The 16113-nt window shown below is 41.4% G+C and carries 21 protein-coding genes and 2 pseudogenes; 22 read left to right on the top strand and 1 reads right to left on the bottom strand.

The annotated features are described in order from the left end of the window. Position 1: 1 nt before the first annotated feature. Positions 2 to 167: pseudogene (locus tag CZ225_RS24895) on the bottom strand (Arm DNA-binding domain-containing protein); the annotation flags it as partial. 603 nt (positions 168 to 770) lie between these two features. On the opposite strand from CZ225_RS24895, the gene CZ225_RS17035 reads away from it, so the two are divergent. The 22 genes and pseudogenes from CZ225_RS17035 (at position 771) to CZ225_RS17145 (ending at position 15959) form a co-directional block, all read left to right on the top strand. Then, complete coding sequence (locus CZ225_RS17035) at positions 771 to 1385, top strand: TetR/AcrR family transcriptional regulator (protein ID WP_007480251.1); 615 nt, start codon at positions 771 to 773, stop codon at positions 1383 to 1385. Between the two features lie 95 nt (positions 1386 to 1480). Further along, positions 1481 to 2587 (top strand): tyrosine-type recombinase/integrase, encoded by a 1107-nt coding sequence (locus CZ225_RS17040; RefSeq protein WP_007480249.1) that lies wholly within the window; start codon positions 1481 to 1483, stop codon positions 2585 to 2587. A gap of 74 nt (positions 2588 to 2661) precedes the next feature. Further along, complete coding sequence (locus CZ225_RS17045; protein WP_004328536.1) at positions 2662 to 3024, top strand: hypothetical protein; 363 nt, start codon at positions 2662 to 2664, stop codon at positions 3022 to 3024. 490 nt (positions 3025 to 3514) lie between these two features. Further along, on the top strand, positions 3515 to 3982 hold the full coding sequence (locus tag CZ225_RS17055; RefSeq protein ID WP_175414012.1) for a hypothetical protein: 468 nt from the start codon (positions 3515 to 3517) through the stop codon (positions 3980 to 3982). Positions 3983 to 4009: 27 nt separating this feature from the next. Beyond that, positions 4010 to 4432, top strand: a complete 423-nt coding sequence (locus tag CZ225_RS17060; RefSeq protein ID WP_004329681.1) for a hypothetical protein — start codon at positions 4010 to 4012, stop codon at positions 4430 to 4432. A gap of 52 nt (positions 4433 to 4484) precedes the next feature. After that, a complete protein-coding gene (locus CZ225_RS17065; RefSeq protein WP_032535959.1) occupies positions 4485 to 5075 on the top strand; it encodes a T6SS immunity protein Tdi1 domain-containing protein in 591 nt (196 codons plus the stop codon). An 82-nt stretch (positions 5076 to 5157) separates the two neighbouring features. Continuing rightward, a complete protein-coding gene (locus CZ225_RS17070; RefSeq protein WP_005787127.1) occupies positions 5158 to 5601 on the top strand; it encodes an Imm12 family immunity protein in 444 nt (147 codons plus the stop codon). Between the two features lie 72 nt (positions 5602 to 5673). Continuing rightward, on the top strand, positions 5674 to 6375 hold the full coding sequence (locus CZ225_RS17075; protein ID WP_007480240.1) for a PoNe immunity protein domain-containing protein: 702 nt from the start codon (positions 5674 to 5676) through the stop codon (positions 6373 to 6375). A 9-nt stretch (positions 6376 to 6384) separates the two neighbouring features. Continuing rightward, positions 6385 to 6906 carry a DUF7691 family protein gene (locus CZ225_RS17080; protein WP_007480238.1) on the top strand — a complete coding sequence of 174 codons (522 nt, stop codon included), beginning with the start codon at positions 6385 to 6387 and terminating at the stop codon, positions 6904 to 6906. Positions 6907 to 7005: 99 nt separating this feature from the next. Further along, positions 7006 to 7593 carry a hypothetical protein gene (locus CZ225_RS17085; RefSeq protein ID WP_032535957.1) on the top strand — a complete coding sequence of 196 codons (588 nt, stop codon included), beginning with the start codon at positions 7006 to 7008 and terminating at the stop codon, positions 7591 to 7593. Positions 7594 to 7671: 78 nt separating this feature from the next. Then, entirely contained in the window at positions 7672 to 8076 is a 405-nt protein-coding gene (locus tag CZ225_RS17090; protein WP_032535956.1) for a hypothetical protein, read from the top strand. Then, positions 8066 to 8398: a hypothetical protein gene (locus CZ225_RS17095; protein ID WP_032535954.1), complete on the top strand. Its 333-nt coding sequence runs from the start codon at positions 8066 to 8068 to the stop codon at positions 8396 to 8398. Before CZ225_RS17090 ends, CZ225_RS17095 begins: the two co-directional genes overlap by 11 nt. Before the next feature lie 79 nt (positions 8399 to 8477). After that, positions 8478 to 8870 (top strand): hypothetical protein, encoded by a 393-nt coding sequence (locus CZ225_RS24900; RefSeq protein WP_007482662.1) that lies wholly within the window; start codon positions 8478 to 8480, stop codon positions 8868 to 8870. Between the two features lie 75 nt (positions 8871 to 8945). Then, complete coding sequence (locus CZ225_RS17105) at positions 8946 to 9413, top strand: hypothetical protein (protein ID WP_175414012.1); 468 nt, start codon at positions 8946 to 8948, stop codon at positions 9411 to 9413. A gap of 18 nt (positions 9414 to 9431) precedes the next feature. Beyond that, a complete protein-coding gene (locus CZ225_RS17110; RefSeq protein ID WP_007482659.1) occupies positions 9432 to 10025 on the top strand; it encodes a hypothetical protein in 594 nt (197 codons plus the stop codon). A 38-nt stretch (positions 10026 to 10063) separates the two neighbouring features. After that, positions 10064 to 10642 (top strand): hypothetical protein, encoded by a 579-nt coding sequence (locus tag CZ225_RS17115; RefSeq protein ID WP_007482658.1) that lies wholly within the window; start codon positions 10064 to 10066, stop codon positions 10640 to 10642. Between the two features lie 62 nt (positions 10643 to 10704). Then, positions 10705 to 11172 carry a hypothetical protein gene (locus CZ225_RS17120; protein WP_007482656.1) on the top strand — a complete coding sequence of 156 codons (468 nt, stop codon included), beginning with the start codon at positions 10705 to 10707 and terminating at the stop codon, positions 11170 to 11172. Positions 11173 to 11194: 22 nt separating this feature from the next. Beyond that, complete coding sequence (locus CZ225_RS17125) at positions 11195 to 11653, top strand: hypothetical protein (protein WP_032535952.1); 459 nt, start codon at positions 11195 to 11197, stop codon at positions 11651 to 11653. Between the two features lie 28 nt (positions 11654 to 11681). Further along, the gene (locus CZ225_RS17130; RefSeq protein WP_032535963.1) at positions 11682 to 12524 is read left to right on the top strand and encodes a helix-turn-helix domain-containing protein; all 843 of its coding nucleotides are present in this window, start codon (positions 11682 to 11684) and stop codon (positions 12522 to 12524) included. Positions 12525 to 12555: 31 nt separating this feature from the next. Next, positions 12556 to 13458, top strand: coding sequence for an RteC domain-containing protein (locus CZ225_RS17135; protein WP_007482647.1), 903 nt, complete (start codon positions 12556 to 12558; stop codon positions 13456 to 13458). 35 nt (positions 13459 to 13493) lie between these two features. Further along, a complete protein-coding gene (locus CZ225_RS17140) occupies positions 13494 to 13922 on the top strand; it encodes a helix-turn-helix domain-containing protein (RefSeq protein ID WP_007482646.1) in 429 nt (142 codons plus the stop codon). Beyond that, positions 13885 to 15959, top strand: a pseudogene (locus CZ225_RS17145) (AAA family ATPase). Before CZ225_RS17140 ends, CZ225_RS17145 begins: the two are co-directional and overlap by 38 nt. The last annotated feature ends 154 nt before the right edge of the window (positions 15960 to 16113 follow it).

Below are 16113 nucleotides of genomic sequence, written 5' to 3' on the forward strand. Positions count from 1 at the left end.
TAGCTTTACCTATTTTACTGTCCCAAATAGAGGGCAGCACGTCCAGCATGTTGTTAAAAACGGCTCGCCACACCGTCCACTGTAATACGAGCGAAAAGGGGGTACGCACCATTAGCTTTCTGCTTATCTTTCTATGCGTAAAAGCAAATGTTGAATGTCGATTTCACAACTCACTTTTTAAATTACAAAACCATTGTAATACTCTAAAAATGAGTTCTATGCAGGCAAGCCAAATAACGACAGGACTTCGCCAATTTCGGACATTCTGTACCCCCTTTCCGTTTTTGTTTGTCGGGGGTACGAGTTAGGTTACGAACTTTGTCTTTTAGGGGCGAAAAGGTGTACTTTAAGGCAGACACAAGGGGATAAAAAAAGTCCCACAAATCATTGAATTTGTGGGACTTGTCTGCTTACTGCCCGGTATTGTCCGGTTAGTTCAGCGGAGAGACAGGGTTTTGAACCTACAACTCTAACCGCTTATATTTCAGCTACTTCGCTTTCAAAATTTCAAATAGGTAACGAAACAGTAACGATTTTCAGATGTTGGGCTTGTCCAACTTTGACCGCTGTTTGTCTGCCTAACTTTCGGGTTCAAAGATACGGCTTTCTTTTGAAACTCGCAAATATCTGATAATAAATATTTTTGGGTTAGTGCAAGGTGCAAGCTATATATATAAATATATACTTGCACCTTGCACTAAAAAAAGCACTGGGGTACAAATGGTTAAAACAAAATCCGTATCTTCGTAACCGATTAAAAACAAACGTGTATGATAATAACTAACCGTGAAGAAGTAATAGATAAAGCGTTCGGCGTATTTGTCAGGATGAACTACGAGAAAGCAAGCATCATCACGCTTGCCAAAGCCTGCGGGGTGACAAAAACGGGTATCGTTTATTATTTTCCGCACAAGTTGGATTTATTCATGGCTGTGGCGGACAAATACGTGTTGCAAATGCACGAACCGGAAAACAAGTTTGCCGCTCCTGCCGATACGTTGACGGAGTTCATCGGGCAATACGTGGCGGGAGTAGCCGCTTCCATGAAAAGGATTGTTGAACTGATTGGCGATAATAGCAGCCCGCATGATTGTAGTCCTAACTTCTACTACTTTCATTTCCTGTCACAAGTGCGCATGTACTATCCGGGTATCAGGCAGAAAATTGAGAAAATCTACCGACAAGACTATGACCTATGGGAGAAAGTCATACAGAAGGCAAAAGAAAGCGGGGAAATCAGGAGCAACACGGACGTGAAGAAAACGGCTATCTTGTTCCGGCAAATGTTTTTAGGACTGTCATACGAACAAGCATTTCTGAACGGTCTGAACGTGGACGAACTGGCAGAAAATTTTCGCCATATCTATTCGCTGCTTAAAGCCTGATACTCTTTTGTTTTTTTAACCTCTATTATTTTTGAACAGATGTTCAAAAAGTGATATTTTTATCTTATCTTTGGAGCGAAGCAAAATTCAGCGACATGGATAAGGTTCAGAAACAGAGAGGAAGCATCGTTCTGTACAAGGAAGAAAGAAACGGTGCGGACTACATACGGATAGAGTATGTAAACAGTCAGGCTGTCGCCCTGCTGCTCGCCCAAGATACGGACGTGGAAAAGACAGGCAATAGTTCTGCCTACATACCTGCCACCGCTTTTAAACTGCCGGATTTCTATGACCGCTATTCGCCCCACGCCTATATTGATTACAGCCGGGTTTACGTGCGGCATCCCAAACCTAAAAGGGAATACATACTGCCGAGAGGCTACCTCGAACTGCTGGAACAGAAGCGGTACAGCCTTTCCACCATAAAAGCCTATAAAATCTATTTCAGCGACTTCATGGAATACCACAAGGGGCAAGACCTTGACCTGCTGACGGTCGAGGACATAAACAGCTATATGCTCCACATGGTAAAGGAAAAGCACATATCCGCCACCCAGCAGAACATGCGCATCAACGCTATCAAGTTCTATTACGAGAAAGTCCGGAAAGGCAAGCGGCAATATTATGGCGGGATAGCCCGTGCAAAAGAGTACAAGGCATTGCCCGAAGTACTAAGCCGGGAAGAAATGAAAAGCATCTTTGCACAGTTATCCAATCGGAAACACAGGTGCATGATTTCTCTTATTTACTCTGCCGGACTACGCCGAAGCGAACTTCTGAACCTGACACCCCAAGACATCATCAGCGAACGGATGCTAATCAGGATTGCCGGAAAAGGCAAGAAGTGCAGGTATTCCCTACTGTCGGAAAAGCTGCTCAACGAACTAAGGGCTTACTACCGGGAATACAGACCGCAAAAATGGCTTTTTGAGGGCGAACAGGCAGGCGAACAATACTCGCCCAGCGCATTGGTTAAGATATTGAAAGAAGCGGCAAGGAAAGCCGGAATAAAGCATCGGGTACACCTGCACATGCTCCGGCACACGTTCGCCACCCACCTGCTGGAACAAGGGACAGACCTAAGAACCATACAGGAACTTATGGGACATACCGATATAAAAACAACGGCAATTTATCTGCACGTATCGAACGCCTATAAAGCAAAAATCCCCAATCCGCTGGATTGTTTGGATGATGATTAGACAATGATTTAATAGTGAATAGGAACTACACCATAAGGTGCGTTTATCGAAAAATTAGCAATAAAATTTGAAATATGGATAAAGACGAGATAATATCAAAATTAGGATGGTTTACTCAAATGAAGTCTATACCACCCTTAACTGATAAATTCAAAACAGAGCAAATTATCTTTTTTGAAAATATCATCCATTTCTTACAAGATAATGGATTGACAACTAAAGAAATACTAAAAAAAGGAGAAAAGCCTACAGATAATACTGAAATAAAAATTGGAGATTTAACGGAAGAGGGATTAAAGTTTTATCTGTATGGCATTAGAAAATGGCGACAAAAATACGATAGAGCAAAAGACGGGATTAAAGCAATCAATGACTTTGCTTTTATTGAAAAGAAATTAAAAGAATTTAGAAGTAAAAATATTGCTAACAAAGCGTGATAACGCCTAACAGCGTTCCCCGCTTAGCCATTAATGGTAATAAGGTATATGATAGACTATTTATATTATAGGTTTTATAGATTATGGCTTCATTCTTCTGTATCGGAAGGAGCCACATTTTTGGCAATGCTTTTGTTTTCGGTCATGTTAAGTACAAATGTATTAACCGCATGGGGTATATTAACCCAATACGGAATCATTGATTATCCGTCCGATACTCAATACTATATCATTGAAGGCAGTTTAATAGCATTGCTGTGTGGCAGATTTTTCTTCAAGAAAAGGTACAGAAGAATTATAACCAAGTATGAGGATGAAAACTCTGTGCAACGTAAAGTTGGAGTGTGGGCACTTACTGTATATATAGTGGCAACCTTTACTTGCTTTTTCATAGAGGCATTGCACAGACAGGGAAAAATATAATTTACCATTAACGAAGCAGGATAACGGACAAGCCGTTCCCTGCTGAACCATTAATAACAACTTAAAGATGAACATAAAAAACAAGATATACCATACAGCCTATTTTCTCCTATTCGGAATAATAGTAGGTATTTTAAGGTGGTCTATATGTATAGTAGATACAAATGGAACAATGGATTTCACTCCATTTTTACAAGCGTTCTTGTTGATAGTCGCATTGTTATTGTTTGTAATTTTGGATATTATTTTGCATAAAATAGCCTTGAGAGCGATTTCGATAACCATTCTATTGTGTTTCAATATATGGTCTTATACCTACTATTTCAAAATAGAAAAAATGCAAGAATATTGGAGTGGACTTAAATATTCACCTTATGACGCATATCTTCCACCCAATATTGATGATTTCATTTTTGTATGGTTGGCGAGCCAAATTCTTGTTTCTTATTTGTTCTTGGCAATAGGTATTTCATATCTATTGAAAAGAAAAGAGTTATTAACGAAGCAGGATAACGGACAAGCCGTTCCCTGCTGAACCATTACCAACAAATAGCGTACATATATGAATGATGTAACAAAAGTAAGAATAGTATATGAATGTAGCATAATAGGTATTGTTTTGCTGACATTCTTAAAAGGTATGTTCCCATACATGGGAGCATGGTGGCGAGTAGCCCTTATTGCTTCACTTGTAGGATTGTGGTTTTCACTATCTTATCTGAAACAGCATAATTATAAATGGGGGTTCAATTACATAGGAAATCATTTATACATTAACCTCTTATTGAAAGTACAGAAGTGGTTTCAGAACGCTACAATCATAGCCTTATTGATACCTGTATTCTTAAAAGACCTCTTGTATAATCAATATTGCTTAGTAGCATATATATTGCTTGTAGGTATGTTCTTGGGCGTGAAGCTGGCTACTTACACAGTAGAGTACGCTATATATAAAAGTAAATTCATTGGTAACAAGGAAAGATAACCCCTGAATGGTGTTCCTTTCCAAACCATTATCAACCATAAAGCGCATAAATATGTACGAAGAATTTTTAGAAAAGAGCCTCAATAATAAGAGGCAGGCAGTAGATGATACTTTTATTGCCAAATACGCCGATTTGTCCTACCCCGAACTGAATACTTTATGGCAGGAAGTCGGGCTGGGCAGTTATTGTAATGGGCTGTTTAAGCTTATCAATCCGTCCGATTACCAAGATGTGATAAACTCCTGTTATGAGAAGGAAGATGACAAATCGTTTCTGCCATTCATGTGTACGGCTTTCGGCGATGTCTTTGCCTATGTAAAGAACCCAAGACTGAATAATTACGTTGTTTATCTGAATGTCAGATACGGAACATATTTAATACTTCCTGCCAATCTTCGTGCAATTTTTAATAAGGTAATGGTAAATCAAAGTTTCTTGAAAGGTTGGTTTGACTTAGAAAATTATCCTGTAATACAAGAGAAACTCGGAACTCCCGACAATGACGAATGTTTCGGGTATTCCCTACTGTTGGCTATGGGAGGAAGTGAGGACATTGAAAACATCAAGATAGTCAAGACTATTCCGTACATTGACATCTGCACACAAACAATCGGTGAATTTGAAGTTGCAGATAAATATTGAGTATAGAACTGGTTGATAACAACGCAGGATAACGGACGAGCCGTTCCCTGCTAACCATTATTGCTAACTTAATTAAGGAAGTATGGAATTTACATTAAATATAGTATATGGTGGAGAACTTAATGCATCTAAAGCCTTAAGTCCCTTTGTGCGCAATATGAGGAAAATTATAAAAGATACATTTACTTCATTTGAAAATGAAGCTGTTACCATGTTTAAGGTAACATTGTTTTTTGATGGTGATATTTCATCCTATTATAACGGAACAGGAATATATCAACCAAGATATTACAATGTTAAAAAAGAATATGTGGTTAGTTTTTGCATTGACAGGACACAATGGACTGGGAATAAGGAAAAAGATTTAAACTATTTCATTTTTACAATAACAAGTTTGATGATTAAAAATGGAGATTTGATTTTGAATAAATTGGCTAAATATAAGTACGCATTTGATATTAATTCATACAAGCATTGTGTTGATATTTGCAGCAAAAAGATGAATGATATAGTGAATGAAATATAGCAATAACAAGCACCTGTTCCGCCTAACGGCGGCAAGCTGCAACCCATTAACATCAAAAAGCAGTGTACCATAATGGAAACAAGAGATAAACTTTTTACAGAAGAACAGTATTTGAAGCAACTGAAAATGTATGATGAAGATATTAGTTATTATGAACAAATGCATCTTTCAGGAAAACATATAGGTTACGATTCTTTGTTCAATTATAGGCTTCGTTATTTATTAGTACAGTATTCTATGGGACAGGATATTGATAAGCTGAAAAACAATTATGTGAAAGCCCTCAAAACAATGCCGAGATTTTGGACGGACAACGGATTTTATATTGAAATGTTGTGGCTTCTGTCAATAGGCATTATGTTGGATTACGAAGACGACCTTATACATGGTCTGGTGCAACTGATAAAAGACAGAGAAGCTAAAGACTATATTTATGATACATTGATTAGATACAGATTTCCTGATTGGGAAAGGACAACAAACCAAGTATTATATCCGTCACCCTATCGAATTGCTATCACTGTTACAGAGTTGGCTGAACAAGACAAAGCAGAAGCGGTGAAACGATTGGAAAAATACCTCAAAAAAGAATGGTATCGAGGACATTCTGATTTATCTTGGCATGACGACCATAAATATGGTATCAACCATGACGGTTATTGGTGTTTTGAAAGCGGTGCATTGGTCAAGGTCTTGGGGCTGGATGATAGCAGCCTGAAAGGGTTGCCCTACTATCCATACGACATGGTACACTGGAATGACAATATTAAATGAAGAAAAGGTATGAGTTACTCTGTTTGTGCATATTTGACAGAAGCCGATAAGGTAAAGTCTGTTTATGGAACTTGTGATAATCAGCTTATAAACCAATTAAAGGTTGCGTTGAAGCAGGAACTTGACACTCTGAACGATTATTTCAGCGATAGCCTGAACACGGATAAAGATGCTTATGCAGCGTTGGCAGATATAGTGAACGGAGAAATCCGTTATCCCGAAATTGCTTTCATGTACGGGTATGTATATGAAAAGATTTGCAACCATTATGGAACGCAAATCTACTGTGCGGAAAACCTTTGGCAATTGGATAGCCAAAGTACATTCATCCCTATTCCATTGAGCAGTGATTTTCCCTATATCATCAGCATACCCGTTTCAGATTTGGAGAGCAAGCGGACGGAATACACCTCACTACAAGAGGGTAACGGTATCGGAGATTATGATTACGAGCAGGAAATGGACGACTTGAATTTCATTTTCGATGAAGCCGTTGAAGCGCAAAAAGACCTTGTTATTATGGTGTATTGATATGGTACACTGGAATGAGAATAAAATATGATGTTAACGAAGCAGGATAACGGACAAGCCGTTCCCTGCTAAACCATTACCAACTAAAATATATAAATCATGAATAGAGAAACATTATTTGAAAGCTTTTATACAAAAGCAGAAAAAGCGATTAAGAAAATGGGGAAACAAAACATCAAAGATATCTATGCTATTTCCTTTTGGAAAGATAATCTTGAAGACGACCCCCGATGTCCTGTTATTACAATAGGCTATAACACTTTAACTCAAGTGGAAGTAGCAAAAAGGAATGCCAGTAGTTTAATGGAAGCCAAATGGAATTATGCTTTTTGGCTACAAAACGAAGTGGGTACTATTGGCGGCAATGATAAGAATCTCCGTCTGTATTTTAAAGAAGCCAATTTATTCTATACTCAACAAGAGTATTCGAGAGCCGAAAAAAATGGAGAAGAAAATAAGTTGGATGAACAAGACGACCAAATGCAGTCGGTCTTTATGGATATTATCATTTCTGTTATTCAAGAACTTCATAAAAAAGGTGTCATAAAAGAGCAATTAGGTAAAGAAGTTCCTGTCATTGTTCACGAATTGGAATATTACGACTTACCTATTATGTGGACTACAAGAAGTAATCCGAAATCATTGATTGATGAGTTCTTGAAATCTTATAATGATGGATGTTTATAAAAAGTTGGTAACAAGCGAATGAGCTGCCCTAACGGTCTGCTATTCACAACCCATTATCAATAATTGAACAGAAACGCAATGACAAAGGAAGAAGCATATACTTTATTAAGTTTCCATTCTTGTAGAAACAATGATATAGAAAATGAGAAATGGGAAAATGGATTTCTTGGTTCACTTCGTCCATTTCAAGGGAAACTATATGAGTGTAATTTTATCGAGATAATGGAATGTCTTAAAGTTCTTGCGGATGATTTTATGAAGCCGACAATCAAACAAACCCTATTAAGTGATGTGTATAGCATTATACATTTGGGTAAGAGGTGGATTGACGGGGCTGATTTTGTTACACAAGAGCAGCAAAAGCAAATCATAAAATGGGTTGATATGATACAAGATTGTTTCTACTACCTATTAGAAAGAGATGTTGATACTGCGTTTCTTGAATATGAAGAATATAGAATTAGTACACGATATGAGAAATGAAATTTTACAGTTGAAAGATTTGGGTCGTATGCCTAATGAAAGCATCAATGATACAGAGAGTATTGATGAATTAGTAAATACTTATGATGCCTTATTAGAACAAATACAACTTCCCATATCATTTGATGAAGCTATGGTGTTGGTACAAATCTTTCCTGAAAATGCTTTTTATGATTTGCAGTGGAGTTTATTAAAACTTGTAGAGTCTGTTTGCGTTGATGATGAGAATAAGTATATTCAGTTAATAAACTCTTGCCCAAGCCAAGAATGGCGGGACACTCTAAATGCTCGCTATGCAAATTATAAAAGGCACAAGGGGTAAAGTAAGTTCATAACAAGCCGGGATAACGGACTAACGCCGTTCCCCGCCAAGCCATTACTAACAATACGAATAACTCTTTATGATAAAATTCATTTTAGATGCGATGTATTATCAGATATTCATATTTAATAGGGATAAATTTATATTGGAAAATCCACATGAGCGGACGATACAGATAATATGTGGAATATTATTTCTTCCTGTTATAGTATTGGCATATCTACTGATAGAGGAGAATTTCAATTATAAAACCCCTTTTGTGTTTTTCATCATAATCTATGTTTTATTATACAAGACATTCTGTTCGTATTATATCAAAAGGAAAAAAGGTATGGAAATTATAAGGAGTAAACCTCTGATATTTAATAGCCAAAAGGTTTCTTCCTTCATATCATGGATGATTTATCCCATTTTGGTTGTATTACTTTATTTTATAATAACACATCGTCATTGGCTAAAAATTATACAATAAAGATTTAATAAGTTAGTAACAACGAAAGATAGCATCTGACGATGCTCCTTTCTAATCATTAATAACAACTTAAAGATGAACATAAAAAACAAGATATACCATACAGCCTATTTTCTCCTATTCGGAATAATAGTAGGTATTTTAAGGTGGTCTATATGTATAGTAGATACAAATGGAACAATGGATTTCACTCCATTTTTACAAGCGTTCTTGTTGATAGTCGCATTGTTATTGTTTGTAATTTTGGATATTATTTTGCATAAAATAGCCTTGAGAGCGATTTCGATAACCATTCTATTGTGTTTCAATATATGGTCTTATACCTACTATTTCAAAATAGAAAAAATGCAAGAATATTGGAGTGGACTTAAATATTCACCTTATGACGCATATCTTCCACCCAATATTGATGATTTCATTTTTGTATGGTTGGCGAGCCAAATTCTTGTTTCTTATTTGTTCTTGGCAATAGGTATTTCATATCTATTGAAAAGAAAAGAGTTATTAACGAAGCAGGATAACGGACAAGCCGTTCCCTGCTGAACCATTAGATATAAAGACATGAGAATATTTGTATTGTATTGTTTGTTCCTTTTCCCACTTAGCTATGTTATAGCGAAAAACGGCTATGTGGAACAAAATTCAGTAAAGTATCATTTTTTGACTGAACAAGATACCCTTTATATAGAAACAGAAAAAACAGAATTTGAAACTCTATATAGGCTGTGTTTTAATCAGCACGATGAAAAGAAGGTCATTTTTGAGTTGAAAGCGGTAGATGATAGCAATATTGACTTCGTGCAAAGCTATACAATCAATGGAGTGAGAAAGTTTGATTGCTTTGCTGTGTATGATAATGTGGCAGACGGAAACCGTTTCCTGTTCTTTGATTATGAAAATCAAGCAGCTTACATAACGCCTACTTGTTTTTCCGGTTTCTATCCGATATGCAGTTCTGTGGACTTTTCAAAAACGGAAGTTTTATTACAAAATGAGCACTCCCATTTGAAACAGCTAAACGACACATTAAGTATTGATAGTAAAGTGGCTTATGTACCATTTAACTGTAATAATCGAATTATAAAGGCAACTTTAGTTCCATATCCTCAAGCGAGAAAGGGCAATAGATATCTAATAACGAAAGATAGCATCTAACGATGCTCCTTTCTAAGCATTAGCTGTAATTATATGACATGAAAATCTATGAGAATAAAATATTGAGAATACTTGGATTTATTTTTATTTGGATTTATGTATTCGGTGTGGGCATTTGTTTTGCCGGAAGGTGGTATGCCATTGGAATACCGGGAGTGGTTTTATTGCTTGTATGGTTAAATCACAATCTTATAGGTGCTGCTATTCGTAGATATAGAGCAAGGCAGGCAATCAAACAGATAAAAAAGCATGGAACACGATTATCGGTTGATTTAAGCCAATGTAAAGTCAGTGCGCAGAAATGGAGTAGCAAGAAGTCAAGGATGCAAGAGCCAGTCTTTAAGGTATTCAATTCATGGGAAACCCAGTTTTGGAATGGTGTTAGCGGCTCTTTGTTTCCTGACATTTATCATAGTGAACAAGTAGTGTCCACTGCAATATGCACCGTGACGTACACCACCCCATACAAAGGAAAGACAAAAACATTTCGCAGTGATGCAATTTTGAAGGAAAAAGTTTCATTGGAAATGCTATTGCAATATTATGGAGTGGCAACGATTTACATAAATCCGAAGAATGACAATCAATATTATTTTGATTTGGATTTTCTAAAATAGATACAGCTAACAACGCAGGATAACGGACAAGCCGTTCCCTGCTAACCATTAACAATAGTGCGATGAATAAAACTGTTCAATCCATAATAGCATTGACAGCTTTCAGTGCTTTGCTGATAGCCATAACATTATTTTGTGGTGGCTTAGGCTTTGGTCGTCTGTTCGGAATATATGGCATTATGGAATATTGTCTTTTGGGTATGCTTGTAATAATAGATATACTGGTAATCTACAAGGTCTATAAACTATATGCAATGCAGCCTAAAACCATAATGTTATTGTTGGGTTTGGAATGTTGCTCTATCCTTTTGTGGCTTGCCTTTATCTGTATAGACCAAAGTTTATTGGATTGGCAAATTACAAACTTCATATTGCAAGCTGTTTGTTTAGACGGCTTCACGGGAGATGAACGAGGATTGAATATGCTTGCAGTCTTATGTGGCATTGTTTATCCCCTTATTGGGATTGGGTGTTTATTCACCGGATTGGGATTTGTAAATAAGTTAGTAACAACGAAAGATAGCATCTGACGGCGTTCCTTTCCAAGCCATTATGAATAAAGGAATAAAAAATACAGATAACTATTTTGAACGAGTGAAGCAACGTGCAAACCGGACGAATTACAGATACTATTTTTTTGACTACCTATATTTCAAGGGAGAGGTTTGGGGCAAGAAGATAGGGCGGATGTCAGGTTTTATACTGCTGTTTTGGTATTGGTGGTGGGTAGTAGTTCTGCCCGGCAACTTTCTCCTGATTAACAGTGTACCGGAATGGTCGTCCTTACATCTTGGCTATTTAGGTGCAATGTTTTTGCTTATTTGTGTATTTATTCTTGCACGATACAGGAAAGCCCGTGTACAGGCATTGTTGAACCGCTACCGCCGCTCTAAGCATATCAGCGCAGTACAGGCATATTTTCTGTTCCTGCTGCCCTTTGTACTTTTCTTCTTAGAAACATGGCTGTTCGATGAATGGGGTTGGACGGATTGCGTGAGGTGGAACAAATGATATGTCATTCATATATAAAACATCAGATATGGAACAACGGATTACATCATTATTGCTTCCCGCTCCCGAAGCGGAGTTGGAAGCGTCCTGCAAGGAACTGGACGAAAAGGTAACATGGCTGCTGCACAACAGCCGGAAAATGGACAACTACTTGGAACTTGAACCGTTCAGCAAGGACGGGCGGCTGTGCGCCCACGTGTGCGACACGCTCAAAAGCCTGCCGGAAACGCCGACACTGGCGGCATACAAGGACTACAAGGCAATCATTATCCTGCTGGGTATGTCCACCACCCATTACGCCATACTTGACGAACTGGCGGAACAGCACCGCAAGCGGGACGAGATACCCGAACTGACCGCCTACTGCGATGCGCTCCACTGGATGCGACCGGGACGGCAGTACCTCTGCAACGTGTACAACACGGTATGCCACGCTTTCCACCTGCTGCGGAGAAACCCGGTAAGGGGCAACCGACTGCTGGTGACGGAAAAGGAACTGCGCCACGCCGAACGGATGCTGCCGGAACTGGGCAGGCAGACGTTCACCGAAATGGTACGTCTGAAAGGCTACATGGTCTATGATGCCGAGAAACTGGCGGACAAATGCGGCATGGAATACGGCTCGTTCCGGCGAAAGGTAAAGAAAATGACCGGGTACACGGCTAAGGAATGGGTGATAAAGGAACGGGTAAAGGACGTGGAACACTACCTGTTGAACACAAACCTCACGCTTACCGAAGTGGCGTTCACCACCGGGTTCGCATCGACATCGAACCTGAACGACTTCTGCAAGGCGTATCTTTTAGATACCCCCGGAGAAATACGCAGAAAAGCGCAGGAAACAAGAAAATGCACAGTTACAAGAACGTAATGTGAAAAATCAAGAATAAAACTGATTTTTTATGCCCGTAACTTTGTGCTTCATAAAAGATAAGCACAAGGTTATGGAACATAAGATACCGTTGGAAACATACTTCGCCGGACTGCTTCAAAAAGTGGAATGGCAGATACAGGAATACGAGGACACCGCAGCGGACACGCTGACGCTCTGCCGCCTATGCGTGGACTACCTGCAAGAGATACTGGGCGAACTCAAAACCTTTATAATCTCCTACCCGTTCGCCAGCACGGAAGAAGAAATACACTTCTTCAAGGAACTGAAACCGCTTTTAGCGAGCAAAATCATCTATTACAATACCGTTTACAAGATAGAGGTGCGCTTCCCCAGCGGCAGCGAGGACGTGCAGCGGGACTACCTGCTGTCGGAAACCGACCGGATTTCAAGGTCGTTCCAGCGGAACTTGGCGTTCTACCAGTACCACCGAACGAAAGCCACCTACTTGGACAGGCAGTATTTCATACGTGGGAAGCCTGACATACAAATCATCGTGGACAGTTTCTATTACGAAACAGACCCACAGTTCAGCACCAGTCACGATTTCAAGGTAGCCAAGATTTTAGCCAACGAACTGCTGGAAATATACCTCACCAACCGTCTGCACGAGCTGGAACGCCGGGAACAGCGCAAGCGGGTGAAGAACGGCTTCATGGGCAGGCTGTTGCGCTGGACGGGGACGAAAAGGGCGTTGGTGGAACTTATCTACGCACTGGACGCCTGCGGCTGTCTGAACAAGGGAACGGTTGATATTAAGGAGATTGTAGCCTACTTTGAATACGTGTTCGACATAGACCTCGGCGACTTCTACCACACCTACATGGAACTAAAAGCCAAGACCAAAGACCGAACGGGCTTCCTCTCCACCCTGAAAGACAGGTTGCTGATGCGCATGAGGGAGCAGGATTAGGCAACCGTGCTTTAACAAAATTTATTTCGCCACAGGTGGGTACATCTGTGGCGTTTTATTTTTCAGGACACCCGAACTTTGCGGCAAATCAATCAGTTACCGTTATGGAAATAATAACATTCGAGTCCAAAGCCTACAAGGAACTGGACAACAAGATTACCGCCATTGCCGACTACATCTTCAACCACATGGAAACGGCAAGGCAAAGCGAGGAAGACATGTGGGTGGACAGCTACGAGGTCTGCACGTTCCTGAAAATAAGCGAAAAGACCCTGCAACGCCTGCGGGTGTCGGGGACTATCGCCTATTCCAACATCAGGGGACGCTACTTCTACAAGGTCAGCGAGATACGCCGGATGCTGGAAGAACGCCTGATAAGGAGCAACAAGGAGAACATCGACAACCTGATAACCAACCACCAGTTGTATGCTAAGGAAAGAGGAAATCTTAGAAAGGACAAGTAACGGGCTGGCGGTGTTCAAACACTACCTGCCCGGAAACTGGCGCATAGGTCGCAACTTCCTTAACCCGCTGTACGAGGACAGCAAGGCTTCCTGCAACATCTACTTCGACCGCCGGGGCGGTATCTACAAGATGAAAGACTTCGGCAACGACAGTTATAGCGGCGACTGTTTCTTCCTCGTGGGGCAGTTAAAGGGGCTGGACTGCAACCGGGCGGCTGACTTCGTGGAGATACTGGAAATCATCGACCGGGACTTGGGTTTGGGGCTGGCTTCCGGCACTCCGGTTTCCGTTCCCCCGGCAACCGTCCGCCGGGCAGTGCCGGACAAACCCGAAGAAACGTCCGAAAAGCCCGTCAAGCCCTACCAGTTCCGGGAACAGAAGTTCCCGCTTGCCGAACTGGTGTACTGGCAACAGTACGGCATCACGCCCGAACTGCTGGAACGTTACAAGGTCTGCTCGCTCCGGGAGTATCACAGCGAAACGGCAGAGGGCAAACCGTACACCTACACTTCATCGGTGGCAGAACCCATGTACGGCTACAAGGGCAAACAGCACATCAAGCTGTACCGCCCGTTCTCCACGCCCCGCTTCCTCTACGGCGGCAGCTTCGGCGAGAACTACAGTTTCGGGCTGGAACAACTGCCAGCCAAAGGCGACACGCTATTCATCACGGGCGGCGAGAAAGACGTGCTTTCGCTGGCGGCGCACGGTTTTCACGCTATCTGCTTCAACAGCGAAACGGTGACTATCCCTCCCACGCTGGTCTATCGGCTGACGTTCCGCTTCAAGCACATCGTCCTGCTCTTTGACATGGACAAGACGGGCAGGGAAAGTTCATGCAAGCAGGAAAAACTATTGGAAGAATTTGGCGTGAAACGCCTGCTGCTCCCGCTTCCGGGAACGAAAGAGGAAAAGGACATATCCGACTACTTCAAAGCCGGGAACACCCGTGAAGATTTCCTGAAGCTGTTTATCGAATTTTTAGACAACCTGTATAGCGCGACACATTGATTATGCTAAAATCATGCGAGATAGATTTCAACAACCCGCCCGCCAAAGCACAAGAGATTATTTCGGCGGGTGACGTTCCGCTGGGGACACAAGGCAACCTGTTCGGCATCACCGGGGGCGAGGGAACGGGAAAGAGCAATTATGTAGCCGCAATCGTGGCGGGCTGCATCTGCCCGGCTGGTGCGGAAGTAGATACGCTGGGCATACAGATAACCGCCAACGGCAGGCACAAGGCGGTCTTGCTTTACGATACCGAGCAATCGGAAGTGCAACTGTTCAAGAATGTAAGCAACCTGCTGGCACGTGCCAAACAGCCGGACAAACCCGATGAACTCAAAGCGTTCTGCCTGACGGGTATGTCACGCAAAGAACGCTTGAACGCCATTGTGCAGAGCATGGATAAGTTCTACTACCAGTACGGCGGCATCCAGTTGGTCGTCATTGACGGCATCGCCGACCTTGTTAAGAGTGCCAACGATGAAGCGGAAAGCGTGGCGGTGATAGATGAACTTTATCGGCTGGCTGGCATCTACAACACGTGTATTCTGTGCGTGCTGCATTTCGTCCCCAACGGTTTGAAGCTGCGGGGACATTTGGGCAGCGAGTTGCAGCGCAAGGCGGCTACTATCCTGTCCATTGAGAAAGACGATGAACCCGCCCAGTCGGTGGTGAAAGCCCTGAAAGTAAGGGACGGAAGCCCGCTGGACGTGCCGCTGATGCTCTTTGCATGGGACAAGGAAGCCGGGATGCACGTGTACAAGGGCGAGAAGCCCCGTGAGGAAAAGGAGAAACGCAAGGAAAGGGAACTGGTGAATGTCGCACATGACATCTTCGGGCGGCAGACACGCATCACCTACATAGACCTTTGCGAGCAGTTGCAGCAGGTATTGGACATCAAGGAGCGCACCGCAAAGAGCTATATCCGCTTCATGCGGGAAAGGGACATCATCACCAAAGACACGGCGAACCAAAGCTGTTTTGTCATCGGTTCATATCATCTTCAAAGGAACGCAAGCTGCCCGTAGGCGTATGGGCTGAACTTGTGTATTTTTAGGTGCTTGTGTCCTGCCCTGTTGTGATAACACGGCAGGATTTTTTCTGTTTGCACGTGATTTTTCAGGGTATTTGCTTAACTTTGCAGAAGTTACACGGAAAAGTAACGGCAGTTGGACGGCGGTT

It is taken from the genome of Bacteroides bouchesdurhonensis (genome assembly GCF_900155865.1).
In the GTDB taxonomy this organism is placed as follows: Bacteria; Bacteroidota; Bacteroidia; order Bacteroidales; family Bacteroidaceae; genus Bacteroides; species Bacteroides bouchesdurhonensis.

Coding starts and splice junctions, on each gene's coding strand:
- CZ225_RS17035 (WP_007480251.1), top strand. CDS start 771: ATGATAATAACTAACCGTGAAGAAGTAATAGATAAAGCGTTCGGCGTA.
- CZ225_RS17040 (WP_007480249.1), top strand. CDS start 1,481: ATGGATAAGGTTCAGAAACAGAGAGGAAGCATCGTTCTGTACAAGGAA.
- CZ225_RS17045 (WP_004328536.1), top strand. CDS start 2,662: ATGGATAAAGACGAGATAATATCAAAATTAGGATGGTTTACTCAAATG.
- CZ225_RS17055 (WP_175414012.1), top strand. CDS start 3,515: ATGAACATAAAAAACAAGATATACCATACAGCCTATTTTCTCCTATTC.
- CZ225_RS17060 (WP_004329681.1), top strand. CDS start 4,010: ATGAATGATGTAACAAAAGTAAGAATAGTATATGAATGTAGCATAATA.
- CZ225_RS17065 (WP_032535959.1), top strand. CDS start 4,485: ATGTACGAAGAATTTTTAGAAAAGAGCCTCAATAATAAGAGGCAGGCA.
- CZ225_RS17070 (WP_005787127.1), top strand. CDS start 5,158: ATGGAATTTACATTAAATATAGTATATGGTGGAGAACTTAATGCATCT.
- CZ225_RS17075 (WP_007480240.1), top strand. CDS start 5,674: ATGGAAACAAGAGATAAACTTTTTACAGAAGAACAGTATTTGAAGCAA.
- CZ225_RS17080 (WP_007480238.1), top strand. CDS start 6,385: ATGAGTTACTCTGTTTGTGCATATTTGACAGAAGCCGATAAGGTAAAG.
- CZ225_RS17085 (WP_032535957.1), top strand. CDS start 7,006: ATGAATAGAGAAACATTATTTGAAAGCTTTTATACAAAAGCAGAAAAA.
- CZ225_RS17090 (WP_032535956.1), top strand. CDS start 7,672: ATGACAAAGGAAGAAGCATATACTTTATTAAGTTTCCATTCTTGTAGA.
- CZ225_RS17095 (WP_032535954.1), top strand. CDS start 8,066: ATGAGAAATGAAATTTTACAGTTGAAAGATTTGGGTCGTATGCCTAAT.
- CZ225_RS24900 (WP_007482662.1), top strand. CDS start 8,478: ATGATAAAATTCATTTTAGATGCGATGTATTATCAGATATTCATATTT.
- CZ225_RS17105 (WP_175414012.1), top strand. CDS start 8,946: ATGAACATAAAAAACAAGATATACCATACAGCCTATTTTCTCCTATTC.
- CZ225_RS17110 (WP_007482659.1), top strand. CDS start 9,432: ATGAGAATATTTGTATTGTATTGTTTGTTCCTTTTCCCACTTAGCTAT.
- CZ225_RS17115 (WP_007482658.1), top strand. CDS start 10,064: ATGAAAATCTATGAGAATAAAATATTGAGAATACTTGGATTTATTTTT.
- CZ225_RS17120 (WP_007482656.1), top strand. CDS start 10,705: ATGAATAAAACTGTTCAATCCATAATAGCATTGACAGCTTTCAGTGCT.
- CZ225_RS17125 (WP_032535952.1), top strand. CDS start 11,195: ATGAATAAAGGAATAAAAAATACAGATAACTATTTTGAACGAGTGAAG.
- CZ225_RS17130 (WP_032535963.1), top strand. CDS start 11,682: ATGGAACAACGGATTACATCATTATTGCTTCCCGCTCCCGAAGCGGAG.
- CZ225_RS17135 (WP_007482647.1), top strand. CDS start 12,556: ATGCCCGTAACTTTGTGCTTCATAAAAGATAAGCACAAGGTTATGGAA.